We start from the raw sequence: 20,768 nt of genomic DNA on the forward strand, positions 1-20,768 counted from the left end.
GGATCCTCGCTGTGCTAAACCGTTATCCATTATGGAAGTACTTGATGGTGCTTTTTGCCATCATCACCGCTGCGTTATACGCACTTCCAAATATCTACGGTGAAGATCCGGCTATTCAAGTTACAGGGGCGCGTGGCGCCTCTGTAGATATGTCAACGCTGGATGCTGTCACTACTGCTCTTAACAAAGAGCAACTTTCTCATAAATCCATTGCTCTCGAAGATGGATCAATTCTTGTTCGTTTTAACGACACTGACACACAAATCAGTGCTCGTGATGTCATCAGCGAAGCGCTAGGCAAAGACACAATTGTTGCACTTAACCTTGCACCTTCTACACCCGATTGGCTAGAAGCGATTGGCGCGTCACCATTGAAGCTAGGTCTTGACCTTCGCGGTGGTGTTCACTTCTTAATGGAAGTGGATATGGATGCAGCGATGGAAAAGCTTATTGGTCAACAAGAAGAAGCTTTCCGTAGCGAACTTCGTGACGCCAAGATTCGTTACCGTGCAATCCGCCCTTCTGGAAAAGAAGCGGTAGAAGTGTTGTTGCGTAACGAAGAGCAATTAGCAGAAGCGAAAGCAACGCTAGAAAAGAATCACCCGGACATGATTTTTGTCGATTCTGATTCAAATGGCCGTTACGCTCTTACTGCAACCTTTACTGAGCAACGTTTACAAGAGATCCGTAACTATGCTGTTGAGCAAAACATTACGATTTTACGTAATCGTGTCAACGAACTAGGTGTTGCGGAACCATTGGTTCAACGTCAAGGTGCTAGTCGCATTGTAGTTGAACTGCCTGGTGTTCAAGACACTGCTCGTGCAAAAGAAATTCTCGGAGCTACGGCAACGCTTGAATTCCGTGAAGTTGATGATAAAGCTGACCTATCGGCAGCGGCAAATGGTCGTGCGCCAGCAGGTAGTGAAATCAAGATGGACCGTGATGGTCGCCCAGTTGTGCTTAAGAAGCGCGTTATTCTTGGCGGTCAAAGCATCACAGATGCAAGCTCAAGTGTTGATGAATATGGTCGTCCACAAGTTAACATCTCGCTAGACAGCGAAGGTGGTAATAAGATGTCTGCGTTCTCTAAGAAGAACATTGGTAAGCTAATGGCTACCGTGTTTGCAGAATACAAAGACAGTGGCCGTCGTACGCCTGAAGGCAAAGTTATTCTGGATAAGCATGAAGAAGTCATCAACCAAGCAACGATTCAATCGGCTCTTGGTCGTAACTTCCGTATCACAGGTATCGACTCTGCTGCAGAAGCACACAACCTAGCACTTTTACTACGTGCTGGTGCACTGATTGCACCTATCTCTATCGTTGAAGAACGTACCATTGGTCCATCAATGGGCCAGCAAAACATCGATATGGGTATCCAAGCATGTATCTGGGGTATGGTTGCCGTAATGCTATTTACGCTGCTTTACTACCGCGGCTTTGGTTTGATTGCAAACATCGCTCTAATGGCAAACTTGGTGCTTATCATTGGTGTTATGTCGATGATTCCAGGCGCTACCATGACGCTTCCGGGGATAGCCGGTATCGTGTTAACAGTCGGTATGGCGGTTGATGCGAACGTACTGATCTTCGAGCGTATCCGTGAAGAAATTCGTGATGGACGTAGTCCACAACAAGCGATTCACCAAGGTTACGCGAATGCATTCAGCACGATTGCTGATGCGAACATCACAACACTAATTACTGCAATCATTCTATTTGCGGTCGGTACAGGTGCGGTGAAAGGTTTCGCAGTTACTCTATCTATCGGTATCTTAACTTCAATGTTCACCGCCATTATTGGTACACGTTGTATCGTGAACCTGATCTACGGTGGCAAACGCGTTGATAAATTGTCGATCTAAGGCTGGGAATTAATATGTTTCAAATTCTAAAAGCAGAGAAGACGATCGGCTTTATGCGTTGGTCGAAAGTAGCATTCGTTTTTTCAATTATAATGATTGCTGCTTCTATCTTCACTTTGTCAACCAAGTGGCTTAATTGGGGTCTAGATTTCACTGGCGGTACGCTTATCGAGGTCGGTTTTGAACAGCCAGCAAACCTTGAAGAGATTCGTGCAGCACTAGATTCCAAAGGCTTTAGTGATGCGACAGTACAAAACTTCGGTAGTGCTCGTGAAGTCATGGTCCGTCTTCGTCCACGTGATGACGTTTCTGGTGAAACGCTAGGTAACCAAATCATTGGTGCTATCAAAGATGGTACTGGCGAAAGCGTAGAAATGCGTCGTATTGAGTTCGTAGGTCCCAACGTTGGTGATGAGCTAACAGAAGCTGGTGGTCTAGCGATCTTGGTATCGCTGATCTGTATCCTGCTTTATGTATCGATGCGATTTGAATGGCGTCTAGCGGCTGGTGCGGTAATGGCATTGGCTCACGATATAATTATCACGCTAGGTGTCTTCTCGTTTCTACAAATTGAAGTTGACCTGACTATCGTAGCTGCGCTACTGACGGTTGTGGGCTACTCACTCAACGATACCATCGTTGTATTTGACCGGATTCGTGAAAACTTCCGTAAGATGCGTAAGGGTGAACCTTCAGACATTATGGACGCCTCAATCACTCAAACGTTGAGCCGTACATTGATTACATCTGGTACGACGTTGTTCGTGGTAATTGCACTGTTCATGCAGGGTGGTGCTATGATTCACGGCTTTGCAACCGCACTTTTACTCGGTATCACTGTAGGTACTTACTCTTCTATCTACGTAGCATCAGCACTGGCTCTAAAACTGGGTATCCAGAAAGAGCACTTGATGCCACCTCAAGTAGAAAAAGAGGGTGCAGAGTTCGACGAAATGCCATAAGGCAGATTGAGAACCGAAAACAAAAACCGCTGAACAATCAGCGGTTTTTTTATGCCTGATAGATTTGAAAGTTTCATTTTTTTTTGAGGTACTTCCAGCTTGAATTGTAGTTTTTTGATTGAGTTGAATATCGGAAGTATGTTCAACAATTTCGGGAGGAAATAATGTCAAGGCAAGCTGAAATAAAAGTACAGTTACTGAAGTTTGTAGAGATTTCTTACAAGCACAATAAAGGTGTTACCACCAAGCTAGTTACTGGAGGGAAAAGGTTCAAGTTAGCAGTTGATGAGTCAGGTAAAGTAACTTTATCTGGTGAGCTTGGATTTACTAAGTTTGAAGTTTCAAAAGAAATGGTTGAAGAGCTGGGCATAAAATTAAAAGCCGTTTCTGTTACTTTTAAAACTACTCGTGATGGTGTTTTGACATACAGTGGGAGTGTTTCTCTTTTTGGTGTTGTTTCCTTTGGAGTTACTGGGCAGGTAAATGTCCGTGAGCTTTTAGAGCAGTGCGAGTGGGGGCTTTGTAAGTACAGATTTAAGCCGAGTAAAATTGATCAAGCGCTCCGTGAAGCTGGGGTTTAGTTGGTTATGCTAAATAGAATTCTACCTATTCCGGTTTTACTAAGTGTTTCAACGCCCTGCATCGCAAGTCCACTCCACGATACTTACCTTGATATACGTAATAATTTATACAAGATGCAGTATATAGAGGTGGTAGAAGCTATGGCAGGACCAAATCTATCGATTGAAGAGCTGAACAGTATTAAGTCTCACCCAATAAAATTTGGTCATCAATTTCCATTTTTATCATCTATCCCATCAAGTTTGGTTACAGAGCTGTCTTACTTTGAAGAGTACAGTGAGGATGGAGGAGTTGGATGTCTTTCTGTAAACGGCTTTGGTGATGTATACCAGCCAGTCACGGTTTCGCTGCAGTTTTTAATGAAGGAACAAATATGGAAGGTTAAGCACGTAAAAATAGACCACTTATCTGACTACGACCGTTTCTACAAACAGGCTGATTGTTCGAAATAAAAAAGCCCCGCTCAATGAGCGGGGCTTTCTAAAGTCATCAGCGTGACGGGCTATATATGACTTTCAAATCTTACTTAAGGATCGCGCTGTTACCGTTTTCGCGGATGTGCTTAAGGATAGATTTTACGCCACGAGCGCTTGAAGCAACGATGTTACCAGACTTCATGTAGTCAGTGCCGCCAGCAAAGTCTGTTAGGATTGCGCCAGCTTCACGAGCAATAAGCTCACCTGCTGCCATATCCCAAGGTTTTAGGCCTAGCTCGAAGTAACCATCAACACGGCCAGCAGCCACGTAACAAAGGTCAAGAGCAGCAGAGCCGCTACGACGGAAATCAGCACATTCAGTGAATAGCGCACCAACGATCTTGATGTAAGACTCAGCGTGTTGTTTCTGCTTGAATGGGAAGCCTGTTGCTAGAACAGTACCTTGAAGGTCTTTTAGTTGAGCAACACGAATACGTGCACTGTTTAGTTGAGCGCCGGCACCGCGTTGTGCAGTGAATAGCTCGTTTTGCATTGGATCGTAAACACAAGCAACTTCAGTTTTGCCCTTAATACGAACAGCGATAGAAACCGCGAAAGTTGGGTAACCTTTTACAAAGTTAGTGGTGCCATCCAGTGGGTCGATGATCCATTGTACGTCTTTATCTTTACCTTCGATAAGACCTTGTTCTTCAGCAACGATACAGTGCTCAGGGTAAGACTGCTTGATAGTATCGATGATGATGTATTCTGCTTCTTTGTCTACGTTAGTGACAAAGTCATTAGTGCCTTTAAGAGTAGATTCTACTTTATCAGTGTTTTCTAATGATTTAGCAATATGATTGCCTGCCTTTCGCGCAGCGCGAATAGCAATGTTTAGCATTGGATGCATACGAATTTCCCAACGGATGTTAAAGAACAAATGAAAGCGGCGGCGAGTATACCAGAGATAATCAAAAAGGGAAGTGGTTATTTTTTGCTCTAATTGCGGACGGCTGAGTGTACAGATCATACTGCGGACGACAACAATAACCAAGAATGAGAAGAGAGGTCTGCTTGCCTCTAGGGTGTCTTAAAAAACTATGATAACATTCTGCGGTTTTAATTTAGGTAGCAAACACAGATGTTGGATCAAGTAAAAATTGTACTCGTAGGTACCTCTCATTCAGGCAATATTGGCTCAGCAGCTCGAGCAATGAAAGTGATGGGTTTAAACCAACTAGTATTAGTCGATCCACAATGTGAAGTGGATGAACAAACTCTTGCTTTAGCTGCGGGTGCTGGTGATATTGCTCAAAATGCAAAGATTGTCGGCACATTAGAAGAAGCTGTTGAAGATTGTGGCCTTGTTGTGGGTTCTAGCGCCCGCTCTCGTACATTAGAATGGCCAATGCTCGAGCCACGTGAATGCGGTGAGAAATTTGCAGTTGAAGGCCGAAAGCATCCGGTTGCGCTCGTGTTTGGCCGAGAAAGAACTGGTTTGACAAACGAAGAGCTACAAAAGTGCCACTACCATGTTTGTATTCCCGCTAATCCTGAGTACAGCTCGCTTAACCTAGCGATGGCTGTACAAACTCTCAGTTACGAAGTGCGAGTTGCACACTTGAACTTAGAGCAAAGACAGTTTTCCCCAAATGAATCGGAAGAATACCCGCGTCATCGAGAACTCGAAATGTTCTTCGAGCATCTTGAAAAGGTGATGGTTGAGACCCAGTTTATTAACAAAGAGCAACCTGGACAGGTGATGAATAAGTTGCGCCGTTTGTTCTCTCGTGCTCGACCAGAAACCCAAGAACTTAATATTCTACGAGGCGTTTTGACTTCGATAGAAAAGAAGTTCTGAGTGAATAATAACCACTTTAGGTGTAAGGATGAATACCTGAGTAAAATGGTCAAATAAATACTTGACCAAATTACTCAGGTATGGAAAAATCTTAACCATTACAAACCATGTGGATACGGTGTGGTATGAAACTTACATCTAAAGGAAGATATGCGGTGACAGCCATGCTGGATGTGGCACTGCATTCGCAACAAAACCCTGTACCTCTGGCTGATATTTCAGAGCGTCAAGGGATCTCGCTCTCTTACTTAGAGCAGCTATTTTCAAAATTGCGTAAAGCAGGTCTCGTTGCCAGCGTTCGTGGTCCTGGTGGTGGTTACCGACTTGGTGCCGACGCTCACAGTATCGCTATTGGTACCGTGATTGCTGCCGTTGATGAGTCAGTAGATGCAACCAAATGCCAAGGTAAAGGAGATTGCCAAGGTGGAACACGTTGCCTTACTCACACGCTGTGGCGTGACCTAAGCTCTCGCATTAGTGACTTTTTGAATAACATCACTCTTGGTGAGTTGATGACAGACAATGAAGTACTCGAAATTTCTGATCGTCAGGACATTGATCTGGCGGTAACCCATGGGCTATCAAACAAAAATACAACCGCCGCGCCCATCGGTGTAAACGTCCGCTCTTAGCGGTCAGCTTTTTACATTGGAGTAGAGAATGAAACTGCCGATTTATCTTGATTATTCCGCTACATGTCCAGTTGATCCACGTGTTGCTGAAAAAATGGTTCAGTACATGACAATGGATGGCACATTTGGCAACCCAGCGTCGCGTTCGCACCGTTACGGCTGGCAGGCAGAAGAAGCGGTCGATACTGCTCGTGAGCAAATTGCTGACCTTCTAAATGCAGATCCTCGCGAAATCGTATTTACATCTGGTGCGACAGAATCAGACAACCTTGCTATTAAAGGTGCAGCGCACTTTTACTCGAAGAAAGGCAAGCACGTAATCACTTGTAAAACAGAGCACAAAGCCGTTCTTGACCCATGTCGTCAACTTGAGCGTGAAGGCTTTGAAGTGACTTACCTTGAGCCAGAATCAAATGGCTTGATCGATCTAGAGAAGCTTAAAGCGGCAATGCGTGATGACACAGTGCTTGTGTCTATTATGCACGTAAACAACGAGATTGGTGTGGTTCAAGACATTACAGCGATCGGCGAATTGTGTCGTGAGCGTAAAATTGTTTTCCACGTGGATGCAGCGCAATCTGCAGGTAAATTACCAATCGACGTTCAAGAGATGAAAGTTGACCTAATTTCGCTTTCTGCTCACAAAGTTTATGGCCCTAAAGGCATCGGTGCACTTTACGTTCGTCGTAAGCCTCGTATTCGTCTTGAAGCGCAAATGCACGGTGGCGGCCATGAGCGTGGTTTCCGCTCTGGTACACTACCTACTCACCAAATCGTAGGTATGGGTGAAGCATTCCGTATTGCAAAAGAAGACATGCAAAAAGATTACGATCATGCTTTAGCGCTTCGTAACCGTCTTTTTGATGGCGTGAAAGACTTAGAAGCAGTGACGGTAAACGGTGACTTTGAGCAGCGTGTACCACACAACCTAAACATCAGTTTCGCATTCGTAGAAGGTGAATCACTACTAATGTCGCTTAAAGATCTAGCGGTATCTTCTGGTAGTGCTTGTACGTCTGCAAGCCTTGAGCCTTCTTACGTTCTTCGTGCCCTAGGCATGGATGACGAATTGGCTCACAGCTCGGTTCGTTTCTCGTTTGGTCGTTTCACGACTGAAGAAGAAATTGATTACGCAATTGAACAAATCCGCGTTGCAGTGACTAAGCTACGCGACATGTCTCCTCTATGGGATATGTACAAAGAAGGGATTGATTTGAGCACTGTTGAATGGGCTCACCATTAATCTCAGGGATTGAAATAGAGGATTCGAGGTAATTTATCATGGCATACAGCGAAAAAGTAATTGATCACTACGAGAACCCACGTAACGTTGGTTCATTCGATAAAGAAGATCCATCAGTAGGTAGCGGCATGGTTGGCGCTCCTGCGTGTGGTGACGTAATGAAGCTTCAAATCAAAGTGACACCTGAAGGTATCATCGAAGATGCGAAGTTCAAAACATACGGTTGTGGTAGTGCAATCGCATCAAGCTCACTAGTAACTGAGTGGGTAAAAGGTAAGTCAGTTGATGAAGCGGCAGCAATTAAAAACTCTGAGATTGCTGAAGAGCTAGAGCTTCCACCAGTGAAAGTTCACTGTTCTATTCTTGCTGAAGATGCAATCAAAGCAGCGGTTGCTGACTACAAGAAAAAACACCAAGAATAATTATTCCGTAATATAATGGGAGCTTTGACGCTCCCATTCCAATCGAAATTTAGACAGACTAAGGTGCAGTATGGCCATCACAATGACAGAATCAGCGGCAAGTCGCGTAAGAGCATTCCTAGATAACCGAGGCAAAGGTATCGGTTTACGTCTTGGAGTGAAGACGACTGGTTGTTCCGGCATGGCATACGTACTTGAGTTTGTTGATGAGCTCAATGAAGAAGACGAAGTATTTGAACTCTCTGGAGTGAAAATTATCATCGATCAAAAGAGCTTAGTGTACCTAGATGGTACTGAATTGGATTACGTGAAAGAAGGGTTGAATGAAGGTTTTGAATTCAACAACCCTAACGCGAAAAGTGAATGTGGTTGTGGTGAAAGCTTCAACGTCTAATTGATTGTCCTTCTGGGCAAACGAGTCCGGAAGGCTTTACTAGGACCCGAACTTAATGAATCACTTTGAATTATTTGGGCTACCAAGTCAGTTTAAGCTGGATGGTAGCCTTCTTTCTTCTCAGTTCCGAGAACTACAAAAACGCTTCCACCCGGATAACTTTGCAACGGGCTCAGAACGTGACCGTTTGATGGCGGTGCAAAAGGCGGCGCAAATCAACGATGCCTATCAAGTTCTGAAAAATCCTATTTCTCGCGCCGAGTATATCCTCGCAGAGCAAGGTGTTGAGATCCGAGGTGAACAGCAAACGATGCAAGATCCGATGTTCTTAATGGAGCAAATGGAACTGCGCGAAGAACTGGAAGAGATTGCTGACAACTCCGATCCTGAATCGGCGCTTTTTGACTTCGACTCTAAGGTCAGCAAAATGTACAAACAGCATCTGGCAAGCGTCGAGCAAGAGCTTGATGATGGTCTATGGGCTGAAGCCGCAGACCGAGTTCGTAAGCTAAAATTCATTGCCAAACTAAAGAACGAAATTGAGCTAGTCGAAGACAAACTCCTCGGCTAGTAAGCGTGACAAGGACCTATCATGGCACTACTTCAAATCGCAGAACCGGGCCAAAGCTCGGCACCTCATGAGCATAAGTTAGCAGCGGGTATCGACTTAGGTACTACCAACTCTTTGGTTGCTTCTGTACGTAGCGGCGATGCAACTCCACTTGCGGACGAGCAGGGCCGTACTATTTTACCTTCAGTCGTTAATTACGCTGAGGAAACGTTAACGGTCGGCCACGAAGCCAAAGCCAAAGCAGAGTTTGAACCAGAGAACACGATTATCTCTGTAAAACGTTTGATCGGTCGTTCATTAAAGGACATTCAGTCCCGTTACTCTTCACTTCCTTATCGTTTTAAAGAGAGTGAAAACGGCCTGCCAATTCTGCAAACACCTCAAGGTGACAAAAACCCGATTGAAGTATCTGCGGACATCCTAAAAGTATTGGGTAAGCGAGCTGAAGATACGTTAGGTGGTGAGTTAGCAGGTGTCGTTATTACCGTTCCTGCTTACTTTGATGACGCGCAACGTGCAGGTACAAAAGATGCGGCGAAATTAGCTGGTCTTCATGTTCTCCGTCTACTTAATGAACCAACCGCTGCGGCAATTGCTTATGGCCTAGACTCTGGTCAAGAAGGTGTGATTGCGGTTTACGATCTAGGTGGCGGTACTTTTGATATCTCTATCCTACGTTTATCGAAAGGCGTATTTGAAGTATTAGCAACAGGTGGCGATTCTGCATTAGGCGGTGACGACTTCGACCATCTATTTGCCGATTATTTAATGGAGCAAGCGGGTCTAGAAGCGCCGCTTTCTGCAGAAAAGAACCGTACACTGTTGAACATTGCTACTGAAGCTAAGATTGCTTTCTCTGAGCAAGACAGTGTTGACGTTGACGTTTTTGGTTGGAAAGGCACCGTGACTCGCGAGCAGTTCGAAGATCTGATTCGTCCGCTAGTGAAGAAAACCCTGATGTCTTGTCGTCGCGCATTAAAAGATGCGGATGTCGACGCAGATGAAGTACTCGAGGTCGTCATGGTTGGTGGCTCAACACGCACATTGCTTGTACGAGAAATGGTTGGCGAATTCTTTGGCCGTACACCACTGACAAGCATTAACCCAGATGAAGTTGTTGCAATCGGTGCGGGTATTCAAGCTGATATCCTAGCGGGTAACAAACCTGACTCTGAAATGTTGCTTCTTGATGTGATTCCACTGTCGCTCGGTATTGAAACCATGGGTGGTTTGGTCGAGAAGATCATCCCCCGCAACACTACGATTCCCGTTGCGCGTGCGCAAGAATTTACCACATTCAAAGATGGCCAAACGGCGATGAGTGTTCATGTGGTACAAGGTGAACGTGAAATGGTTGATGACTGTCGTTCACTTGCTCGCTTCTCGTTAAAAGGTATTCCTCCGATGGCAGCGGGTGCGGCACATATTCGCGTGACTTACCAAGTTGACGCAGATGGCCTTCTTTCTGTTACGGCAATGGAGAAGAGCACTGGTGTTCAATCAGAGATTCAAGTAAAACCTTCTTACGGCTTAAGTGACAATGAAGTGGCGGATATGTTGCGTGATTCAATGACGCACGCAAAAGAAGACATGCAAGCTCGTGCCTTAGCTGAGCAGCGTGTTGAAGCCGACCGAGTGATAGAAGGTTTGATTGCAGCGATGCAAGCTGATGGTGATGACTTACTATCAGAACAAGAGAAACAAAACTTGATTAAAGCCATCGAAGCCTTGATTGAGCTGCGTAATGGTGATGATGCAGATGCGATAGAGCAAGGCATTAAAGATACCGATAAAGCGAGCCAAGATTTCGCATCACGCCGTATGGATAAATCGATTCGAGCTGCGTTGTCAGGTCAATCAGTAGACGATATATAAGAGATAAGTAGTTATGCCTAAGATTATTGTATTACCACACGACGATTTGTGCCCAGAAGGTGCAGTGTTGGAAGCAAACTCTGGTGACACCGTTCTAGACGTAGCGCTAAAAAACGGTATCGGTATTGAACATGCGTGTGAGAAGTCATGTGCGTGTACTACCTGCCACGTAATCATCCGTGAAGGTTTTGATTCACTAGAAGAAAGTGAAGAACTAGAAGACGACATGCTAGATAAAGCGTGGGGTCTAGAGCCTGAGTCACGCCTAGGGTGTCAGGCGAGAATCGCTGATGAAGACTTGGTGGTAGAAATTCCTAAATACACACTAAACCACGCTTCAGAAGATCACTAAAACTATCTTCCCAATATAGGGAAGAAGCAAAAGGAAGATGAGCAATGAAATGGACAGATTCTCGCGATATCGCGATTGAACTTTGTGACAAGTTTCCAGATGTCGATCCAAAAACAGTGCGTTTTACCGATCTTCATCAATGGATCATGGAGTTAGATGAGTTTGACGATGAGCCAAACCGTTCTAATGAAAAGATTCTAGAAGCCGTTATCATGTGCTGGATGGACGAAGCAGACTAAGTCTGTAAAACACAGCCTAGTTAACAATTCTTACTAAAAAAAGCGGACCTTTAGGTCCGTTTTTTTATCCAATTGACATTTTTGCCCTACATAATGCTAACATCCGTGAGTTATTAAAAAGAAGCAGCGTAGGCAACGCTGCTATAAGACAAGGAGAAACCATGTCTACACAGATGTCTGTATTTTTAAGTCAAGAGTCGGCAGCACCACATTGGGGTGAAAAAGCACTGCTTTCATTCGCTGAAAACGGCGCAACTATTCACTTAGGTGAAGGTTATGATCTCGGCGCAATTCAACGTGCAGCTCGTCAGCTAGATGGCCAAGGAATTCGTTCTATTTTTCTTTCTGGTGATAACTGGGATCTAGAGAGCGTATGGGCTTTCCACCAAGGGTTCCGTAACCCTAAAAAACATGGCTCAGTTGAGTGGGCTGCATTGTCTGATGAAGATCAAGCAGAGCTTCAAGCTCGTATTACTTCGACTGATTTTACCCGCGATATTATCAACAAAACGGCAGAAGAAGTTGCTCCTCGTCAGCTAGCGACAATGGCTGCTGAATTCATCAAATCTGTTGCGCCGAAAGGCACGGTGACAGCACGTATCGTCAAAGACAAAGACTTGTTGGCAGAAGGTTGGGAAGGTATTTACGCAGTAGGCCGTGGTTCTGAGCGTACTTCTGCGATGCTTCAGTTAGACTACAACCCAACTGGTGACGAAAACGCACCTGTATTCGCATGTCTTGTGGGTAAAGGCATCACCTTTGATTCCGGTGGTTACAGCTTGAAGCCTTCTACCTTCATGAGTGCAATGAAAGCAGATATGGGTGGCTCGGGTACTATCACTGGTGGCCTAGGATTAGCTATCTTGCGCGGTTTAAACAAGCGCGTAAAACTGATCTTGTGTTGTGCTGAGAACATGGTTTCTGGCCGTGCCCTTAAGCTTGGCGACATCATCACTTACAAAAACGGCAAAACCGTTGAGATTATGAATACCGACGCGGAAGGTCGCTTGGTGCTTGCAGACGGTCTTATCTACGCCAGTGAGCAAAAGCCTGAGTTAATCATTGACTGCGCGACGCTAACAGGCGCAGCGAAGAATGCGTTAGGTAACGATTACCATGCGCTAATGAGCTTTGATGATGAGCTATCGCATCAAGCGCTTACGGCGGCAAGCCAGGAAAAAGAAGGCTTGTGGCCGCTACCACTTGCTGATTTCCATCGAGAAATGCTGCCATCTAATTTTGCCGATTTATCGAATATCAGCTCTGGTGATTATTCTCCAGGTGCAAGTACTGCAGCTGCATTCTTGTCTTACTTCGTTGAGGACTACAAAAAAGGCTGGTTACATTTCGACTGTGCGGGTACGTATCGTAAAGCCGCTTCTGATAAATGGGCTGCGGGAGCAACGGGTATGGGTGTTCGTACACTTGCTCGTTTCCTCAATGAGCAAGCTGGAAAATAAGATTGATTGCAGCACTCTCTTGTTTGAGTGCTGCTCTTACCCAGTAAGTCACTTTAAAAGCACAACTATTATTACAAGTACAGAAAGGAAATTTTATGGCTCTAGAAAGAACATTTTCAATCATTAAGCCTGATGCTGTAGAGCGAAACCTAATTGGTGAAATCTACAATCGTATTGAAAAGGCTGGCCTACGTATCATCGCTGCCAAAATGGTTCACCTGACAGAAGATCAGGCAAGCGGCTTTTATGCAGAGCATGAAGGTAAAGAGTTTTTCCCTCCTCTAAAAGAGTTCATGACATCTGGTCCTATTATGGTTCAGGTATTGGAAGGCGAAAATGCGATTGCACGTTACCGCGAGCTAATGGGTAAAACCAACCCAGAGGACGCGGCATGTGGCACTTTGCGTGCTGATTACGCACTCAGCATGCGTCACAATTCAGTTCATGGTTCAGATAGCCCTGAGTCTGCCGCTCGTGAAATTGAGTTTTTCTTCCCTGAATCAGAAGTTTTCTCTCGCTAACTCGTTCATGCATCACTTTTGCGTGATGATCTAGTTCGTAATAACCTCGGAATTGTCCGAGGTTTTTTATTCCGCATTCTCCATTTCACCGGCGAGTTCATTCGTAATTATTCGCGAAGATGTTGGCTAATCTGAGCATCTTACAGGGGTGAAAGCTTAGTTACGTGTGTTTGTTCTCACTGTTTTCTCTGTACCACTTCTACGCTTTTGTTGTCGGTTGTCTAATCATTATTCTCACCGTAAAGCCTGATTAAAATTTAATCGTTTTTATTTTAATGCCTTAGCAAACTCAGGGTCTTACACCCCTTGTTGTAGCTGCATAAAGGCTGTACAATTCGCGCCCTTATTCTTGTTTCAGTCATTGAGAGGCAACATGACCACTGAAAAAATCAATCTACTCGACTTTGATCGCAAAGGCATGCGTCAGTTTTTCGCGGAAGAACTTGGCGAGAAAGCGTTTCGTGCCGATCAGGTTATGAAGTGGATCTACCATTTCGGTGTAGATGACTTCGAAAAAATGACAAACATCAACAAGAAGCTGCGCGAAAAGCTTTTACACAAGTGTGAAATTAAAGCACCAACTGTAGCAGAAGCTCAGCATTCTTCAGACGGCACGATCAAGTGGGCAATGAAGGTTGGTGATCAGGATGTAGAAACGGTTTACATTCCAGAAGATGATCGCGCAACGCTTTGTGTATCTTCTCAAGTAGGTTGTGCATTGGAATGTAAGTTCTGCTCAACAGCACAGCAGGGCTTTAACCGTAACTTGAAAGTTTCAGAGATCATCGGTCAGGTGTGGCGTGCTGCACGTGAAATTGGTCTTGAGAAAGAAACAGGCCGTCGCCCAATTACGAACGTCGTGATGATGGGTATGGGTGAGCCGCTTCTTAATATGAAGAACTTGATTCCAGCACTGGAGTTAATGTTGGATGACCTTGGCTTTGGTTTGTCGAAGCGTCGCGTAACCGTATCAACATCAGGTGTGGTTTCTGGTCTTGATCAGATGACGGGCAAAATCGACGTTGCGTTGGCGATCTCTCTTCATGCGCCAAACGATAAGCTGCGTAGTGAAATCATGCCAATTAACGATCGTTGGGATATTCAAGATTTCCTAGCATCCGTTCGTCGTTACATTGCTTCATCGAATGCAAACCGTGGCAAGGTAACAGTCGAGTACGTGTTGCTTGATCATGTGAACGATGACATGGACCATGCACGCGAGCTGGCTGAATTGATGAAAGACACACCATGTAAGATTAACTTGATTCCGTTTAACCCGTACCCAGGTTCACCTTACAAGAAACCAAGTAACTCACGTATTGATCGCTTCCAAAAAACATTGATGCAATACGAGCACACAGTTACGGTTCGTAAAACACGTGGTGATGACATTGATGCCGCATGTGGTCAGTTGGTCGGTGATGTAATTGACCGAACTAAACGTACGGCAATGCTGAAAGCGTCACGCGGTGCCGATACCATTGAAGTGAAAGCTGTATAAACGACCGGAATTCAAAAATAGCCAGAGCCATTCGCTCTGGCTATTTTGTTTATTGTTTAGGACATTTTCGCCAAGATTTGGGACTATCACTCTTCAACCTAAGGTTATTTGGGTATAATTTCGAATTCCTTTGTCAAAGTTTGGACAAAAGCTTGAGCTATCTGTTAGTTTGAGTGTAAAGAGTTTTTGTCTTCGTTGCGCATTCGCTTATCATGATATGTAACACTAACGATGACACCGATAATTCTCAGCACTTTCTCACATACGTTTTGCTGATTTTTGCAAAACGGGTATTCGCACTCAGATCGCTGAGAGTTTCTTAAAATTATTATTTTTGGTTAACGCGTTTTGGCTAGCTATCTTTAAAGAGGCTTAAGAAAAATAACGAAAATACATGACCACGTTAGCCACTAAAACAGATTAAATACCGCCATTATGACAGAACACGAAAATACGAATGAAGTGCCACTCTCTATTGAAGCTGGCACATTACTGAAAAACAAACGTGAATCCTTGGGAATGAGCCAAAAGCAAGTTGCCGACCGCCTGAGGCTTCGCATTTCTGTGATTGAAGATATTGAAAATAACCGATTTGAATCTCAACAAGTCGCGACATTTACGCGTGGTTACTTACGCTCTTACGCTAAATTCGTAGGTCTTGATGAGAAGGTGGTTTTGACGGCGTTAGAGCAGACTGCCGATGCTCAGCCTCAAGAGCAAGAAATTGAAATGCAAAGCTTCTCTCGTAAAACAAAAGACGAGAAGCACAATAGCCGTATTATGCTCCTTACTTGGGTTATCGGGCTAGTCATTATTGGCATTTCAGCTGCATGGTGGTGGCAAAACCAACAAGAGAATAGCCTAACTAAGGAAGTAACGGATTCAAGTGTTGAAGCGCCGCAGCCCACTGCTCAAGAATTAGCTGATATCGATTTGATGACGGCTGAAGAGTTAATCGCAAGCACTCCTGAAGAAGTTGCTTCAACTAATGAAGGTGTTGCTGAATTGACTGAAGCACCCGTTGAGCAAGGGGCGGATCCTTTGCTGACTGAAACTGAAAATACAACAAGCGTAGATTCTGAAGAACCTGTTGCCGTGATTGAAGCGGCGGAAGAGGAACAGCCTGCGCCAGTAGTACCTGAAGGCATGACACTTCTTACTATGAAGTTTAAAGCGGACTGTTGGATTCAAGTAAAAGACACCAATGGTAAAACGCTGGTAAGTGGTACTCATAAGCCAGGACAAGATGTAGAACTTACCGGAAAAGCGCCATTTAAAGTGATATTAGGCGCACCGGAAGGGGTTACAATGACATTTGCAAGTGAACCTGTCGACCTTTCTGGGTATACTTCAGGCAAAGTAGCTAGATTCACTCTACCGTTATAAAAAATTATGCAACACGAATCTCCAATTATTCGTCGTAAATCGACGCGTATTTATGTGGGTGATGTGCCAATTGGTGATGGTGCGCCAATTGCAGTACAGTCAATGACTAACACTCGCACGACTGACGTAGAAGCGACAGTCGCTCAAATCCGAGCACTAGAAAAAGTCGGCGCAGATATCGTTCGAGTTTCTGTACCTACGATGGACGCAGCAGAAGCTTTCAAACTGATTAAACAGCAAGTTTCTGTACCATTAGTGGCTGATATTCATTTCGACTATCGTATCGCGCTGAAAGTGGCGGAGTACGGAGTTGACTGTTTACGTATCAACCCAGGTAACATCGGCAATGAAGAGCGCATTCGCGCTGTTGTTGATTGCGCTCGCGATAAAAATATCCCGATCCGTATTGGTGTCAATGGTGGATCTTTGGAAAAAGATCTACAGATGAAATACGGTGAGCCTACGCCAGAAGCCTTGGTTGAATCGGCGATGCGTCACGTAGACCATCTCGATCGTCTTAACTTTGACCAATTTAAAGTTAGCGTGAAAGCTTCAGACGTTTTTCTTGCGGTGGATTCATATCGTCTGCTGGCGAAGAAAATCGATCAGCCTCTTCATTTAGGTATCACAGAGGCGGGTGGTGCTCGAGCTGGCGCTGTTAAGTCATCTGTTGGCTTAGGTATGCTGTTATCTGAAGGGATAGGCGATACGCTGCGTATCTCTTTGGCTGCCGATCCAGTTGAAGAAATCAAAGTCGGTTTCGACATCCTTAAATCTCTGCGCATTCGCTCTCGAGGCATCAACTTTATTGCGTGCCCAAGCTGCTCACGCCAAGAATTCGATGTGATTGGTACGGTGAATGCACTGGAGCAACGTTTAGAAGACATCATCACGCCAATGGATGTGTCTATCATCGGTTGTGTGGTAAACGGCCCTGGTGAAGCAGAAGTTTCTCACTTAGGTCTAGCAGGTAGTAACAAGAAGAGCGCATTCTACGAAGATGGTAAACGCCAGAAAGAGCGCTTTGATAACGATGACCTTGTGAATAAGCTAGAAGCTAAGATCCGTGCGAAAGCAGCTATGATGAATGGCGAAAACCGCATCGAAGTTAAAGTACAAGATTAATCTCAACGAGAATTACGGTAAGTATTGTGGCAAAAACAATTCAAGCAATTCGAGGCATGAACGATTGCCTCCCAACTCAGTCGCCACTGTGGCAAAAACTAGAAAACACAGTGAAAAATGTAATTAGCGCATACGGTTATAACGAAGTGCGCATGCCAATCGTTGAAGAAACAAACCTATTCAGCCGCGCTGTTGGTGAAGAAACAGACGTCGTTTCAAAAGAAATGTACACCTTTGATGACCGTAACGGCGACAGCCTAACACTTCGCCCTGAAGGTACGGCGGGTTGTGTACGTTCATGTATTCAAAACAGCCTTATCAACCGTGATGAACAGCGTCTGTGGTACATGGGGCCTATGTTCCGCCATGAACGTCCGCAGAAAGGTCGTTACCGTCAATTCCACCAGTGTGGTGTTGAGGTGTTTGGTCTAAATGGTCCAGATGTTGATGCAGAGCTTATCATGATGACGGCGCGTTTATGGCGTGAGCTAGGTATCAATGAACATGTTCGTCTTGAGCTGAACTCTATCGGTTCTCAAGAAGACCGCGCAGACTACCGTACTGCACTGGTTGCATTCCTTGAGCAACATATTGATGTGCTAGATGAAGATTGTAAGCGTCGCATGCACACGAACCCACTGCGTGTTCTGGATACGAAGAACCCAGACGTTCAAGCTATTTTAGGTGATGCGCCTCGCCTTTCAGATTACTTGGGTGAAGAATCTAAAGCACACTTCGCAGGTCTATGTGAACTTTTAGACGCTGCAGGTATCAAATACACAGTTAACGAATGTCTAGTTCGTGGTCTGGATTACTACAATCGCACGGTATTTGAGTGGATCACTGAGAGCCTAGGTGCTCAAGGCACTGTATGTGGCGGTGGTCGTTACGATGGTCTTGTAGAGCAATTAGGTGGTAAACCAACACCAGCGGTTGGCTTTGCAATGGGCCTAGAGCGTCTAGTACTGATGCTAGAAACGTTGGAACTGACAGACGTTCGTCGCAGTGTTGACGTGTACGTAGTCACAGCGGGTGAAGGCACCATGATGGCAGGAATGAAGCTAGCAGAACAGCTTCGCGAGTCTGTTCCAGGCGTTCGTGTGATGAATCACTTCGGTGGCGGTAACTTCAAGAAACAGTTTAAACGCGCAGACAAAGTTGGTGCTGTTGTAGCATTGGTTCTGGGCGAAAACGAAGTTGCGGATAATACCGTAGTACTGAAAGACTTAGCTGGTGGTGAGCAAGAGACTTACAACCAAGCAGAAGTTGCAGAAAAGATCGCAGCACTGATTTAAGTCTTTTAGTAATCTAACAAAATTACATCCTAGTTCGTAAGCTAAGGCTCCCAAATGTGGAGCCTTTAAACGAAATAGGAACAATGGCAGCTAAGCTGCCATTTACATGTTTTAAGAGGACAGGAAGTGGAACTTTACGATACTGAAGAACAACAAGTTGAAGCCATTAAAGACTGGTGGAAGGAAAACGGCAAAGCCGTCATCATCGGTGCGGTCGTTGGTTTAGGTGGTCTATTTGGCTGGCGTTACTACCAGGATTCTGTGATTCAGGCGAGTGAAGCAGCTTCTCAAAGCTACACGACAGCAATGAATGCTTTGCAAGACAAAGGCACTGATGCTCAAGCTGACGTGAAAGCTTTCATTGAGTCAAATGAAGTAAAAGAATACTCAGTATTGGCTGCGCTACAACTTGCTAAAGCACAAGTTGAAGCTCAAGACCTTTCTGCTGCATTGGAGCAACTGAAGTGGGCGCAAAGCAACATTCAAGATGCTGCGTTGTTACCATTGATTAGTTACCGCATTGCGCGTATTGAGACGGAAATGGGTAACTTCGACGCTGCAACGGCAGAGCTAAGTAACGTCACTGATACAGCATGGACAGGTCGTATTGCTGAACTTCGTGGCGATATTGCGATTCGCCAAGGTGACAAAGATGCTGCGTACGCTGCGTATACTGAAGCTCAGCAAGCGGCAGATGCAAGCCCGACACTACAAATGAAATTGGACGATCTGGCGAAATAAGGACCGCATTGGATGAAAAGAGTCTTTAAGAAAGCCTTGCTAGGGGCGTTAACAATGGGAGTACTTGCCGGTTGTGCAGGTGAGAAAGACACCATTGTAATGGCGCCACTACCTCAGGTAGACAGTCAGTTTACAACCAGTAGTGAGTGGAGCACATCGGTTGGCGATGGTGTCGGTCATTACTTTTCAAAGCTATCCCCTGTATTTGCGAATGATACATTGTTCGTGGCAAGTCGTGATGGCTTAGTAAAAGCGCTGGATCCTGAGAATGGTAAACAACGTTGGCAAACGGACCTAGAAGAAGATGTCATTGCTCGTCTCTCTGGTGGTATCACAGCGGCATACGGAAACCTTTACATTGGCTCTGAGAATGGTGAAGTCATCTCTCTTGACCAAGAAACAGGTGAAATTGTTTGGCGTGTAAAAGTTGGTGGTGAGGTACTGGCGAAGCCAGTTGCAGATTCAGGCCTTATTATCATCAATACTAGCCGAGGCATGTTGATTGCCCTTAATGAGAGTACAGGTGAGCAACGCTGGGCATTGAGTACAGAAGTGCCGAACTTAACTTTACGTGGCGACAGTACTCCAACTGCAATTGGCGGCGGTGTATTTTGGGGAACGGCAAATGGCCGACTCGCAGCTGCTATCGTTGAGCGTGGTCAGTTGATTTGGCAACAGCCTGTTGGTACGCCAAAAGGCGCGACAGAAATTGATCGTTTGGTTGACGTTGATTCATCGCCAATTGTGCTAGGCGGTACTCTTTTCACCATTGGATACAATGGTCAACTTATCGCCATTGACTTGCGTTCAGCGAACCCGATTTGGAAACGTAATTACTCATCTGCGACAGACATTTCTACAGATGGTAGTCGCATCTTTGTGATAACGGAAAAAGATCATGTTGTTGCCGTTGATTCACGAAGCGGGACTGAGTTGTGGGAAAACAGCTTGCTTGAGCACCGACAACTTACAGCGCCAGTTATTGTTGGCAATTATCTCGTTGTCGGTGACACGCTTGGTTACCTTCACTGGATGGATCGTTCAACGGGCGAATTTGTTGCGCAGCAGTTTGTCGATGATAGTGGCTTGGCAGTTGGCCCGACGTTATTGTCGGATGGTTATGTGATTACAACTCGCAACGGCGATGTAAAGAAACTAACCATTAACGAATAATATCGTGATATAATTCACATTCGGCTCCTGGCTGGTGACAGCTAGGAGCCGTTTTGTTGTTTGAATTTATTAACCCTGACGTGGTTATAGGTAAAAAGCTGGTTTGATTTGGCATCGAGCAAGTCGTTACCTATAACTACAGAAGAAAG

At 45.1% G+C, this 20,768-nt stretch carries 22 protein-coding genes; 21 read left to right on the forward strand and 1 reads right to left on the reverse strand.

Annotated features, from left to right (window positions below; translation table 11 throughout):
* Positions 1-11 precede the first annotated feature (11 nt).
* The 4 genes from secD to H9L11_RS09790 all read left to right on the forward strand — a co-directional run bounded on the left by secD (position 12) and on the right by H9L11_RS09790 (position 3,864).
* Positions 12-1,868, forward strand: coding sequence for a protein translocase subunit SecD (gene secD / locus H9L11_RS09775; protein WP_080960089.1), 1,857 nt, complete (start codon positions 12-14; stop codon positions 1,866-1,868).
* 14 nt (positions 1,869-1,882) lie between these two features.
* Positions 1,883-2,830, forward strand: a complete 948-nt coding sequence (secF, locus tag H9L11_RS09780) for a protein translocase subunit SecF (protein ID WP_033905800.1) — start codon at positions 1,883-1,885, stop codon at positions 2,828-2,830.
* Positions 2,831-2,994: 164 nt separating this feature from the next.
* Positions 2,995-3,411, forward strand: coding sequence for a hypothetical protein (locus tag H9L11_RS09785; RefSeq protein ID WP_017633921.1), 417 nt, complete (start codon positions 2,995-2,997; stop codon positions 3,409-3,411).
* A gap of 141 nt (positions 3,412-3,552) precedes the next feature.
* The gene (locus H9L11_RS09790) at positions 3,553-3,864 is read left to right on the forward strand and encodes a hypothetical protein (protein ID WP_017633920.1); all 312 of its coding nucleotides are present in this window, start codon (positions 3,553-3,555) and stop codon (positions 3,862-3,864) included.
* Positions 3,865-3,934: 70 nt separating this feature from the next.
* Here H9L11_RS09790 and suhB read toward each other — a convergent pair whose 3' ends face one another.
* Positions 3,935-4,738 (reverse strand): inositol-1-monophosphatase, encoded by an 804-nt coding sequence (gene suhB, locus H9L11_RS09795; RefSeq protein ID WP_005381722.1) that lies wholly within the window; start codon positions 4,736-4,738, stop codon positions 3,935-3,937.
* 231 nt (positions 4,739-4,969) lie between these two features.
* On the opposite strand from suhB, the gene trmJ reads away from it, so the two are divergent.
* From trmJ to bamB, 17 genes are all read left to right on the forward strand, one after another.
* A complete protein-coding gene (gene trmJ / locus H9L11_RS09800; RefSeq protein WP_025768861.1) occupies positions 4,970-5,689 on the forward strand; it encodes a tRNA (cytosine(32)/uridine(32)-2'-O)-methyltransferase TrmJ in 720 nt (239 codons plus the stop codon).
* 125 nt (positions 5,690-5,814) lie between these two features.
* A complete protein-coding gene (gene iscR, locus H9L11_RS09805; protein ID WP_005381720.1) occupies positions 5,815-6,321 on the forward strand; it encodes a Fe-S cluster assembly transcriptional regulator IscR in 507 nt (168 codons plus the stop codon).
* 28 nt (positions 6,322-6,349) lie between these two features.
* Positions 6,350-7,564 carry an IscS subfamily cysteine desulfurase gene (locus H9L11_RS09810; RefSeq protein ID WP_025768862.1) on the forward strand — a complete coding sequence of 405 codons (1,215 nt, stop codon included), beginning with the start codon at positions 6,350-6,352 and terminating at the stop codon, positions 7,562-7,564.
* 38 nt (positions 7,565-7,602) lie between these two features.
* Complete coding sequence (gene iscU / locus H9L11_RS09815; protein ID WP_005381718.1) at positions 7,603-7,986, forward strand: Fe-S cluster assembly scaffold IscU; 384 nt, start codon at positions 7,603-7,605, stop codon at positions 7,984-7,986.
* 70 nt (positions 7,987-8,056) lie between these two features.
* Positions 8,057-8,380 (forward strand): iron-sulfur cluster assembly protein IscA, encoded by a 324-nt coding sequence (gene iscA, locus H9L11_RS09820; RefSeq protein ID WP_005381717.1) that lies wholly within the window; start codon positions 8,057-8,059, stop codon positions 8,378-8,380.
* A 55-nt stretch (positions 8,381-8,435) separates the two neighbouring features.
* Entirely contained in the window at positions 8,436-8,951 is a 516-nt protein-coding gene (gene hscB / locus H9L11_RS09825; protein WP_042521163.1) for a co-chaperone HscB, read from the forward strand.
* Positions 8,952-8,972: 21 nt separating this feature from the next.
* The gene (gene hscA / locus H9L11_RS09830) at positions 8,973-10,826 is read left to right on the forward strand and encodes a Fe-S protein assembly chaperone HscA (RefSeq protein WP_017820567.1); all 1,854 of its coding nucleotides are present in this window, start codon (positions 8,973-8,975) and stop codon (positions 10,824-10,826) included.
* 13 nt (positions 10,827-10,839) lie between these two features.
* A complete protein-coding gene (gene fdx / locus H9L11_RS09835) occupies positions 10,840-11,178 on the forward strand; it encodes an ISC system 2Fe-2S type ferredoxin (RefSeq protein ID WP_005381713.1) in 339 nt (112 codons plus the stop codon).
* Positions 11,179-11,222: 44 nt separating this feature from the next.
* A complete protein-coding gene (iscX, locus tag H9L11_RS09840; RefSeq protein WP_005381711.1) occupies positions 11,223-11,417 on the forward strand; it encodes a Fe-S cluster assembly protein IscX in 195 nt (64 codons plus the stop codon).
* Between the two features lie 161 nt (positions 11,418-11,578).
* The gene (gene pepB, locus H9L11_RS09845; protein ID WP_064376911.1) at positions 11,579-12,877 is read left to right on the forward strand and encodes an aminopeptidase PepB; all 1,299 of its coding nucleotides are present in this window, start codon (positions 11,579-11,581) and stop codon (positions 12,875-12,877) included.
* A gap of 95 nt (positions 12,878-12,972) precedes the next feature.
* Complete coding sequence (ndk, locus tag H9L11_RS09850) at positions 12,973-13,398, forward strand: nucleoside-diphosphate kinase (protein WP_005381702.1); 426 nt, start codon at positions 12,973-12,975, stop codon at positions 13,396-13,398.
* 373 nt (positions 13,399-13,771) lie between these two features.
* Entirely contained in the window at positions 13,772-14,899 is a 1,128-nt protein-coding gene (locus H9L11_RS09855; RefSeq protein ID WP_017633913.1) for a bifunctional tRNA (adenosine(37)-C2)-methyltransferase TrmG/ribosomal RNA large subunit methyltransferase RlmN, read from the forward strand.
* A 435-nt stretch (positions 14,900-15,334) separates the two neighbouring features.
* Complete coding sequence (gene rodZ / locus H9L11_RS09860; RefSeq protein ID WP_005383707.1) at positions 15,335-16,285, forward strand: cytoskeleton protein RodZ; 951 nt, start codon at positions 15,335-15,337, stop codon at positions 16,283-16,285.
* A 6-nt stretch (positions 16,286-16,291) separates the two neighbouring features.
* The gene (ispG, locus tag H9L11_RS09865) at positions 16,292-17,410 is read left to right on the forward strand and encodes a flavodoxin-dependent (E)-4-hydroxy-3-methylbut-2-enyl-diphosphate synthase (RefSeq protein ID WP_005381699.1); all 1,119 of its coding nucleotides are present in this window, start codon (positions 16,292-16,294) and stop codon (positions 17,408-17,410) included.
* Between the two features lie 26 nt (positions 17,411-17,436).
* Positions 17,437-18,705: a histidine--tRNA ligase gene (gene hisS / locus H9L11_RS09870; protein ID WP_205390723.1), complete on the forward strand. Its 1,269-nt coding sequence runs from the start codon at positions 17,437-17,439 to the stop codon at positions 18,703-18,705.
* Positions 18,706-18,831: 126 nt separating this feature from the next.
* On the forward strand, positions 18,832-19,446 hold the full coding sequence (locus H9L11_RS09875; protein ID WP_064376909.1) for a YfgM family protein: 615 nt from the start codon (positions 18,832-18,834) through the stop codon (positions 19,444-19,446).
* A gap of 12 nt (positions 19,447-19,458) precedes the next feature.
* Complete coding sequence (bamB, locus tag H9L11_RS09880; protein ID WP_005381696.1) at positions 19,459-20,619, forward strand: outer membrane protein assembly factor BamB; 1,161 nt, start codon at positions 19,459-19,461, stop codon at positions 20,617-20,619.
* Positions 20,620-20,768: the final 149 nt, after the last annotated feature.

It is taken from the genome of Vibrio sp. sp1, assembly GCF_016920955.1.
GTDB lineage: Bacteria > Pseudomonadota > Gammaproteobacteria > Enterobacterales > Vibrionaceae > Vibrio > Vibrio alginolyticus.

What these genes read in the sequence shown, in the direction of transcription:
- ndk (WP_005381702.1), top strand. Translation starts at nt 12,973, where the DNA reads ATGGCTCTAGAAAGAACATTTTCAATCATTAAGCCTGATGCTGTAGAG.
- H9L11_RS09810 (WP_025768862.1), top strand. Translation starts at nt 6,350, where the DNA reads ATGAAACTGCCGATTTATCTTGATTATTCCGCTACATGTCCAGTTGAT.
- H9L11_RS09785 (WP_017633921.1), top strand. Translation starts at nt 2,995, where the DNA reads ATGTCAAGGCAAGCTGAAATAAAAGTACAGTTACTGAAGTTTGTAGAG.
- iscX (WP_005381711.1), top strand. Translation starts at nt 11,223, where the DNA reads ATGAAATGGACAGATTCTCGCGATATCGCGATTGAACTTTGTGACAAG.
- hscB (WP_042521163.1), top strand. Translation starts at nt 8,436, where the DNA reads ATGAATCACTTTGAATTATTTGGGCTACCAAGTCAGTTTAAGCTGGAT.
- iscR (WP_005381720.1), top strand. Translation starts at nt 5,815, where the DNA reads ATGAAACTTACATCTAAAGGAAGATATGCGGTGACAGCCATGCTGGAT.
- trmJ (WP_025768861.1), top strand. Translation starts at nt 4,970, where the DNA reads ATGTTGGATCAAGTAAAAATTGTACTCGTAGGTACCTCTCATTCAGGC.
- H9L11_RS09855 (WP_017633913.1), top strand. Translation starts at nt 13,772, where the DNA reads ATGACCACTGAAAAAATCAATCTACTCGACTTTGATCGCAAAGGCATG.
- H9L11_RS09790 (WP_017633920.1), top strand. Translation starts at nt 3,553, where the DNA reads ATGGCAGGACCAAATCTATCGATTGAAGAGCTGAACAGTATTAAGTCT.
- iscA (WP_005381717.1), top strand. Translation starts at nt 8,057, where the DNA reads ATGGCCATCACAATGACAGAATCAGCGGCAAGTCGCGTAAGAGCATTC.
- hscA (WP_017820567.1), top strand. Translation starts at nt 8,973, where the DNA reads ATGGCACTACTTCAAATCGCAGAACCGGGCCAAAGCTCGGCACCTCAT.
- rodZ (WP_005383707.1), top strand. Translation starts at nt 15,335, where the DNA reads ATGACAGAACACGAAAATACGAATGAAGTGCCACTCTCTATTGAAGCT.
- iscU (WP_005381718.1), top strand. Translation starts at nt 7,603, where the DNA reads ATGGCATACAGCGAAAAAGTAATTGATCACTACGAGAACCCACGTAAC.
- suhB (WP_005381722.1), bottom strand. Translation starts at nt 4,738, where the DNA reads ATGCATCCAATGCTAAACATTGCTATTCGCGCTGCGCGAAAGGCAGGC.
- pepB (WP_064376911.1), top strand. Translation starts at nt 11,579, where the DNA reads ATGTCTACACAGATGTCTGTATTTTTAAGTCAAGAGTCGGCAGCACCA.
- secF (WP_033905800.1), top strand. Translation starts at nt 1,883, where the DNA reads ATGTTTCAAATTCTAAAAGCAGAGAAGACGATCGGCTTTATGCGTTGG.
- bamB (WP_005381696.1), top strand. Translation starts at nt 19,459, where the DNA reads ATGAAAAGAGTCTTTAAGAAAGCCTTGCTAGGGGCGTTAACAATGGGA.
- fdx (WP_005381713.1), top strand. Translation starts at nt 10,840, where the DNA reads ATGCCTAAGATTATTGTATTACCACACGACGATTTGTGCCCAGAAGGT.
- ispG (WP_005381699.1), top strand. Translation starts at nt 16,292, where the DNA reads ATGCAACACGAATCTCCAATTATTCGTCGTAAATCGACGCGTATTTAT.